We start from the raw sequence: 8,491 nt of genomic DNA on the forward strand, positions 1-8,491 counted from the left end.
CAGCTTACGCTGGTGATCATCTGTACCCTGGTGCTGTGGTTCCATGATGTTTACAACTCCGCGCTGACCACGCTAAATCAGGCGTTCTTCCAGGTGGTATCAATGGCGACGACCGCCGGGTTTACCACCGACAGCATCGCGCGCTGGCCGCTGTTCCTGCCGGTGCTGCTGTTATGCTCGGCATTTATCGGGGGCTGTGCGGGTTCTACGGGCGGTGGCCTGAAGGTAATTCGTATTCTGCTGCTGTTTAAGCAGGGGAACCGTGAGCTGAAGCGCCTGGTCCACCCGAACGCGGTTTACAGCATTAAGCTGGGGAACCGCGCGCTGCCGGAACGTATCCTCGAAGCGGTGTGGGGATTCTTCTCGGCGTATGCGCTGGTCTTTATCGTCAGTATGCTGGCGATTATCGCGACGGGGGTGGATGATTTTTCCGCCTTTGCGTCCGTCGTAGCAACATTGAATAACCTCGGGCCCGGCCTGGGCGTTGTGGCGGATAACTTTGCCAGCATGAACCCGGTCGCGAAATGGATCCTCATCGCCAATATGCTGTTTGGTCGTCTTGAGGTCTTTACGCTGCTGGTGCTGTTCACCCCTACATTCTGGCGCGAGTAAGGAGCCGTTGATGAAAACATTGATTCTTTTCTCTACGCGAGACGGGCAAACGCGCGAGATTGCCGCGTATCTGGCATCGGAATTAAAAGAGCTGGGTATTTACTCGGATGTGGTGAACCTGAACCGTGCGGAGCAGATAGCCTGGCAGGAGTACGATCGCGTTGTGATTGGCGCGTCAATTCGTTACGGGCATTTCCATCCGGCGCTGGATCGCTTTGTGAAAAAGCACACGGCGGTGCTCAACAAATTGCCTGGTGCGTTTTATTCGGTCAACCTGGTCGCACGTAAAGCCGAGAAGCGTACGCCGCAGACCAACAGCTACACGCGCAAGTTTTTACTCAGCTCGCCGTGGCAGCCAGACCTGTGCGCCGTCTTTGCCGGCGCGCTGCGTTACCCTCGCTACCGCTGGTATGACCGCTTTATGATCCGCCTGATTATGAAGATGACGGGGGGTGAAACCGATACGCGTAAAGAAGTGGTTTATACCGACTGGTCGCAGGTGGCCAGTTTTGCGCGGGAAATCGCACATTTAACGGGCGATTCGCGACATAAATAAGCGTTAAGTTTGAAAAGTGAGCGAACGAAAAGTTTTTTGTATTTTATGCTTGTCACGTCGGAATTACTCCCTATAATGCGCCTCCACTGACACGGAACAACGGCACACACGCCGCCGGGTCAGCAGAGAAAAGCGAAATTAATCACTTGACTCTGAAGCGGGAAAGCGTAATATGCACACCCCGCGCCGCTGCGAAAAGCGAAGCGGCACTGCTCTTTAACAATTTATCAGACAATCTGTGTGGGCACTCAAAGTGACATGGATTCTTAACGTCCTCGGACGAAAAATGAATACCAAGTCTCTGAGTGAACATACGTAATTCATTACGAAGTTTAATTCACGAGCATCAAACTTAAATTGAAGAGTTTGATCATGGCTCAGATTGAACGCTGGCGGCAGGCCTAACACATGCAAGTCGAGCGGTAGCACAGGGAGCTTGCTCCCGGGTGACGAGCGGCGGACGGGTGAGTAATGTCTGGGAAACTGCCTGATGGAGGGGGATAACTACTGGAAACGGTAGCTAATACCGCATAACGTCGCAAGACCAAAGAGGGGGACCTTCGGGCCTCTTGCCATCAGATGTGCCCAGATGGGATTAGCTAGTAGGTGGGGTAACGGCTCACCTAGGCGACGATCCCTAGCTGGTCTGAGAGGATGACCAGCCACACTGGAACTGAGACACGGTCCAGACTCCTACGGGAGGCAGCAGTGGGGAATATTGCACAATGGGCGCAAGCCTGATGCAGCCATGCCGCGTGTATGAAGAAGGCCTTCGGGTTGTAAAGTACTTTCAGCGGGGAGGAAGGCGATAAGGTTAATAACCTTGTCGATTGACGTTACCCGCAGAAGAAGCACCGGCTAACTCCGTGCCAGCAGCCGCGGTAATACGGAGGGTGCAAGCGTTAATCGGAATTACTGGGCGTAAAGCGCACGCAGGCGGTCTGTCAAGTCGGATGTGAAATCCCCGGGCTCAACCTGGGAACTGCATTCGAAACTGGCAGGCTAGAGTCTTGTAGAGGGGGGTAGAATTCCAGGTGTAGCGGTGAAATGCGTAGAGATCTGGAGGAATACCGGTGGCGAAGGCGGCCCCCTGGACAAAGACTGACGCTCAGGTGCGAAAGCGTGGGGAGCAAACAGGATTAGATACCCTGGTAGTCCACGCCGTAAACGATGTCGACTTGGAGGTTGTGCCCTTGAGGCGTGGCTTCCGGAGCTAACGCGTTAAGTCGACCGCCTGGGGAGTACGGCCGCAAGGTTAAAACTCAAATGAATTGACGGGGGCCCGCACAAGCGGTGGAGCATGTGGTTTAATTCGATGCAACGCGAAGAACCTTACCTACTCTTGACATCCAGAGAACTTTCCAGAGATGGATTGGTGCCTTCGGGAACTCTGAGACAGGTGCTGCATGGCTGTCGTCAGCTCGTGTTGTGAAATGTTGGGTTAAGTCCCGCAACGAGCGCAACCCTTATCCTTTGTTGCCAGCGGTTAGGCCGGGAACTCAAAGGAGACTGCCAGTGATAAACTGGAGGAAGGTGGGGATGACGTCAAGTCATCATGGCCCTTACGAGTAGGGCTACACACGTGCTACAATGGCGCATACAAAGAGAAGCGACCTCGCGAGAGCAAGCGGACCTCATAAAGTGCGTCGTAGTCCGGATTGGAGTCTGCAACTCGACTCCATGAAGTCGGAATCGCTAGTAATCGTAGATCAGAATGCTACGGTGAATACGTTCCCGGGCCTTGTACACACCGCCCGTCACACCATGGGAGTGGGTTGCAAAAGAAGTAGGTAGCTTAACCTTCGGGAGGGCGCTTACCACTTTGTGATTCATGACTGGGGTGAAGTCGTAACAAGGTAACCGTAGGGGAACCTGCGGTTGGATCACCTCCTTACCTTAAAGAACCTGCCTTTGTAGTGCTCACACAGATTGTCTGATGAAAAGTAAATAGCAAGGCGTCTTGCGATTGAGACTTCAGCGTCCCCTTCGTCTAGAGGCCCAGGACACCGCCCTTTCACGGCGGTAACAGGGGTTCGAATCCCCTAGGGGACGCCACTTGCTGGTTCGTGAGTGAAAGTCACCTGCCGTCATATCTCAAAACTCATCTTCGGGTGACGTTTGAGATATTTGCTCTTTAAAAATCTGGATCAAGCTGAAAATTGAAACGACACATCTTTAATGGTGTGTTCGAGTCTCTCAAATTTTCGCAATCAGAAGTGAAACATCTTCGGGTTGTGAGGTTAAGCGACTAAGCGTACACGGTGGATGCCCTGGCAGTCAGAGGCGATGAAGGACGTGCTAATCTGCGAAAAGCGCCGGCGAGGTGATATGAACCTTTGACCCGGCGATGTCCGAATGGGGAAACCCAGTGCAATTCGTTGCACTATCGTTAACTGAATACATAGGTTAACGAGGCGAACCGGGGGAACTGAAACATCTAAGTACCCCGAGGAAAAGAAATCAACCGAGATTCCCCCAGTAGCGGCGAGCGAACGGGGAGCAGCCCAGAGTCTGAATCAGCTTGTGTGTTAGTGGAAGCGTCTGGAAAGTCGCACGGTACAGGGTGACAGTCCCGTACACGAAAGCACACAGGCTGTGAACTCGAAGAGTAGGGCGGGACACGTGGTATCCTGTCTGAATATGGGGGGACCATCCTCCAAGGCTAAATACTCCTGACTGACCGATAGTGAACCAGTACCGTGAGGGAAAGGCGAAAAGAACCCCGGCGAGGGGAGTGAAAAAGAACCTGAAACCGTGTACGTACAAGCAGTGGGAGCACCTTCGTGGTGTGACTGCGTACCTTTTGTATAATGGGTCAGCGACTTATATTCTGTAGCAAGGTTAACCGTATAGGGGAGCCGAAGGGAAACCGAGTCTTAACTGGGCGTTAAGTTGCAGGGTATAGACCCGAAACCCGGTGATCTAGCCATGGGCAGGTTGAAGGTTGGGTAACACTAACTGGAGGACCGAACCGACTAATGTTGAAAAATTAGCGGATGACTTGTGGCTGGGGGTGAAAGGCCAATCAAACCGGGAGATAGCTGGTTCTCCCCGAAAGCTATTTAGGTAGCGCCTCGTGAACTCATCTTCGGGGGTAGAGCACTGTTTCGGCTAGGGGGCCATCCCGGCTTACCAACCCGATGCAAACTACGAATACCGAAGAATGTTATCACGGGAGACACACGGCGGGTGCTAACGTCCGTCGTGAAGAGGGAAACAACCCAGACCGCCAGCTAAGGTCCCAAAGTCATGGTTAAGTGGGAAACGATGTGGGAAGGCACAGACAGCCAGGATGTTGGCTTAGAAGCAGCCATCATTTAAAGAAAGCGTAATAGCTCACTGGTCGAGTCGGCCTGCGCGGAAGATGTAACGGGGCTAAACCATGCACCGAAGCTGCGGCAGCGACGCTTAGGCGTTGTTGGGTAGGGGAGCGTTCTGTAAGCCGTTGAAGGTGTCCTGTGAGGGGTGCTGGAGGTATCAGAAGTGCGAATGCTGACATAAGTAACGATAAAGCGGGTGAAAAGCCCGCTCGCCGGAAGACCAAGGGTTCCTGTCCAACGTTAATCGGGGCAGGGTGAGTCGACCCCTAAGGCGAGGCCGAAAGGCGTAGTCGATGGGAAACAGGTTAATATTCCTGTACTTGGTGTTACTGCGAAGGGGGGACGGAGAAGGCTATGTTAGCCGGGCGACGGTTGTCCCGGTTTAAGCATGTAGGCGGAACGATTAGGTAAATCCGGTCGTTTATTAACGCTGAGGTGTGATGACGAGGCACTACGGTGCTGAAGTAACAAATGCCCTGCTTCCAGGAAAAGCCTCTAAGCATCAGGTAACATCAAATCGTACCCCAAACCGACACAGGTGGTCAGGTAGAGAATACCAAGGCGCTTGAGAGAACTCGGGTGAAGGAACTAGGCAAAATGGTGCCGTAACTTCGGGAGAAGGCACGCTGATATGTAGGTGAAGCCCCTGCGGGTGGAGCTGAAATCAGTCGAAGATACCAGCTGGCTGCAACTGTTTATTAAAAACACAGCACTGTGCAAACACGAAAGTGGACGTATACGGTGTGACGCCTGCCCGGTGCCGGAAGGTTAATTGATGGGGTTAGCGGCAACGCGAAGCTCTTGATCGAAGCCCCGGTAAACGGCGGCCGTAACTATAACGGTCCTAAGGTAGCGAAATTCCTTGTCGGGTAAGTTCCGACCTGCACGAATGGCGTAATGATGGCCAGGCTGTCTCCACCCGAGACTCAGTGAAATTGAACTCGCTGTGAAGATGCAGTGTACCCGCGGCAAGACGGAAAGACCCCGTGAACCTTTACTATAGCTTGACACTGAACACTGGTCCTTGATGTGTAGGATAGGTGGGAGGCTTTGAAGCGTGGACGCCAGTCTGCGTGGAGCCGACCTTGAAATACCACCCTTTAATGGCTGGTGTTCTAACGTAGACCCGTAATCCGGGTTGCGGACAGTGTCTGGTGGGTAGTTTGACTGGGGCGGTCTCCTCCCAAAGAGTAACGGAGGAGCACGAAGGTTAGCTAATCCTGGTCGGACATCAGGAGGTTAGTGCAATGGCATAAGCTAGCTTGACTGCGAGAGTGACGGCTCGAGCAGGTGCGAAAGCAGGTCATAGTGATCCGGTGGTTCTGAATGGAAGGGCCATCGCTCAACGGATAAAAGGTACTCCGGGGATAACAGGCTGATACCGCCCAAGAGTTCATATCGACGGCGGTGTTTGGCACCTCGATGTCGGCTCATCACATCCTGGGGCTGAAGTAGGTCCCAAGGGTATGGCTGTTCGCCATTTAAAGTGGTACGCGAGCTGGGTTTAGAACGTCGTGAGACAGTTCGGTCCCTATCTGCCGTGGGCGCTGGAGAATTGAGGGGGGCTGCTCCTAGTACGAGAGGACCGGAGTGGACGCATCACTGGTGTTCGGGTTGTCATGCCAATGGCACTGCCCGGTAGCTAAATGCGGAAAAGATAAGTGCTGAAAGCATCTAAGCACGAAACTTGCCCCGAGATGAGTTCTCCCTGACCCTTTAAGGGTCCTGAAGGAACGTTGAAGACTACGACGTTGATAGGTCGGGTGTGTAAGCGCAGCGATGCGTTGAGCTAACCGATACTAATGAACCGTGAGGCTTAACCTTACAACGCCGAAGCTGTTTCGGCGAAGAGACAGACACGATTTTCAGCCTGATACAGATTAACAGAATTTGCCTGGCGGCTTTAGCGCGGTGGTCCCACCTGACCCCATGCCGAACTCAGAAGTGAAACGCCGTAGCGCCGATGGTAGTGTGGGGTCTCCCCATGTGAGAGTAGGGAACTGCCAGGCATCAATTAAGTAGTAAGCCGGTGCATAAATCCGGTGGTTACAGCAGTCTTCGGTGGAGCGGTAGTTCAGTCGGTTAGAATACCTGCCTGTCACGCAGGGGGTCGCGGGTTCGAGTCCCGTCCGTTCCGCCACTTATTAGAAGCCCTGAGCTAACGCTCAGGGCTTTTTTCTTATCTGTCGTTTAATTATTGCGAAATTAGCAAAAATCCTCTGCGTTTTGCGCTCTTTTTCTCTATAACAACCCCAGCGATAATCTTCCTCAGTTTACGAACATAATGATTGAGGAATAGTATGACTCTCCCTGCATTTGGTCTGGGCACTTTCCGCCTGAAAGACGACGTTGTTATCGCATCTGTTAAAACCGCACTCGAACTGGGCTATCGTGCAGTTGATACGGCACAGATCTATGAAAACGAAGCTGCCGTTGGACAAGCTCTCGAAGAGAGTGGTGTACCGCGTAACGAACTGTTTATCACCACGAAAATCTGGATTGAGAATCTCAGCAAAGATAAGCTGATCCCTAGCCTGAAAGAAAGTCTGAAAAAACTGCGTACTGACTACGTAGATCTGACCCTTATCCACTGGCCATCACCGAATGATGCCGTCTCAGTAGAAGAATACATGCAGGCGCTGCTGGAAGCGAAAAAGCAGGGCTTAACCCGTGAAATTGGGATCTCCAACTTCACCATTCCGCTGATGGAAAAAGCCATTGCTGCTGTTGGTGCAGAAAATATTGCAACCAACCAGATTGAGCTGTCTCCATACCTTCAAAACCGCAAAGTCGTGGACTGGGCAAAACAGCACGGGATCCACATCACTTCATACATGACGCTGGCCTACGGTAAAGCGCTAAAAGATGAAGTGATTACGCGTATCGCAGAGAAACATAACGCCACTGCTGCGCAGGTCATTCTGGCATGGGCAATGGGTGAAGGTTATGCCGTGATCCCATCATCAACTAAGCGTGAAAACCTGGCCAGCAACCTGTTAGCAACGGATCTTCATCTGGATGCAGACGATAAAAAAGCGATCGCAGCGCTGGAGTGCAACGATCGCCTGGTAAGCCCGGAAGGTTTAGCTCCTGACTGGGATTAAGTTTGACCCGCCCTCTGTAACCTGAACCCTCACACAGCTCCTCCGGGAGCTGTTTTTATATGTTCACTCAGGAAGTCAATAAAGGCACGAATACGCGTACTCACCGCTCTGTCACTGTAATACACTGCGCTAAAAGGCATTTCGACCGGCAGGCGTTTATCGGCCATTAGCTCCACCAGTTCACCCCGGGCTATCTCCTTATCAATCATATAGTCTGACAAGCAGGCGATACCATTTCCTTCGAGACACAGCTGTTTCAGCGTCTCTCCGCTGTTTGACGATATTCCGCAGGTAATTTCATGAAGTTGACCATCATGACAGGCGACAGGCCAGGTGTTCAGCGACACCGGCTCCGTAAAGCCAAGGCACAGATGCTGCTTCAAATCTTCAACCGTCTCCGGTTTCCCATGTTCGGCAATATACTCTGGCGATGCGATAATTTTGCGGTAGCTGGCAAACAGAGGGCGGGCACGCAAGCTTGAATCTGTCAGGGTTCCCGCCCGGATAGCCACATCCACTTTCCGCTCGATGAGGTTGATAAACGTCTCTGAGGAGACCAGCGATAGCGTCATCTCCGGATAGCGTTCGCGGAAAGGTTTGATCAGCGGCATCAGAAAGTGAAGCACCACCGGCGTGGCCGCATCAATGCGCAGCAATCCACGCGGCGTGCTGCGGGTCTCCATAATCTCCGTCTCCGCTGCAGCCATCTCCTGCAGTACCGACTGCACGCGGCGGAAGTAACGCTCTCCCTCTTCCGTCAGGCTCAGCTGCCGCGTCGTTCGGTTAAGCAGACTCACTCCAAGCTTCATCTCCAGTTTTTTTACCGAACGGCTGATGGCTGAGTTAGCCTGACCCAGCTGTTCGGCCGCGCGGCTAAAGCTGCCGCTTTCAACGACGGC

At 52.8% G+C, this 8,491-nt stretch carries 4 protein-coding genes, 2 tRNA genes and 3 rRNA genes; 8 read left to right on the forward strand and 1 reads right to left on the reverse strand.

The window, feature by feature from the left end; translation table 11 throughout:
• The 8 genes from ACIPK1_RS17395 to dkgB all read left to right on the forward strand — a co-directional run.
• Nucleotides 1-612, forward strand: a 612-nt coding sequence (locus ACIPK1_RS17395; RefSeq protein WP_400451394.1) for a potassium transporter TrkG, incomplete at its 5' end; no start/stop codon positions are given.
• A 10-nt stretch (nt 613-622) separates the two neighbouring features.
• Nucleotides 623-1,168: a menaquinone-dependent protoporphyrinogen IX dehydrogenase gene (gene hemG, locus ACIPK1_RS17400; RefSeq protein ID WP_029739672.1), complete on the forward strand. Its 546-nt coding sequence runs from the start codon at nt 623-625 to the stop codon at nt 1,166-1,168.
• A 354-nt stretch (nt 1,169-1,522) separates the two neighbouring features.
• Nucleotides 1,523-3,062 (forward strand): 16S ribosomal RNA (locus tag ACIPK1_RS17405).
• 85 nt (nt 3,063-3,147) lie between these two features.
• Nucleotides 3,148-3,223 (forward strand) — tRNA-Glu (locus tag ACIPK1_RS17410).
• 183 nt (nt 3,224-3,406) lie between these two features.
• Nucleotides 3,407-6,312 (forward strand): 23S ribosomal RNA (locus tag ACIPK1_RS17415).
• 69 nt (nt 6,313-6,381) lie between these two features.
• A 5S ribosomal RNA gene (gene rrf, locus ACIPK1_RS17420) occupies nt 6,382-6,497 on the forward strand.
• Together the 16S, 23S and 5S rRNA genes with 2 tRNA genes alongside form the textbook arrangement of a ribosomal RNA operon.
• Before the next feature lie 54 nt (nt 6,498-6,551).
• A tRNA-Asp gene (locus tag ACIPK1_RS17425) sits at nt 6,552-6,628 on the forward strand.
• Between the two features lie 160 nt (nt 6,629-6,788).
• Nucleotides 6,789-7,592 carry a 2,5-didehydrogluconate reductase DkgB gene (gene dkgB, locus ACIPK1_RS17430; protein ID WP_211437651.1) on the forward strand — a complete coding sequence of 268 codons (804 nt, stop codon included), beginning with the start codon at nt 6,789-6,791 and terminating at the stop codon, nt 7,590-7,592.
• Nucleotides 7,593-7,621: 29 nt separating this feature from the next.
• Here the strand turns inward: dkgB and yafC are convergent.
• Nucleotides 7,622-8,491 (reverse strand): DNA-binding transcriptional regulator YafC (yafC, locus tag ACIPK1_RS17435; RefSeq protein WP_400451395.1); only part of this gene is annotated, 870 nt, incomplete at its 5' end.

Origin of the sequence: Enterococcus sp. NPDC086594 (assembly GCF_044746145.1) — a bacterium.
Lineage (GTDB): Bacteria > Bacillota > Bacilli > Lactobacillales > Enterococcaceae > Enterococcus_D > Enterococcus_D entomosocium.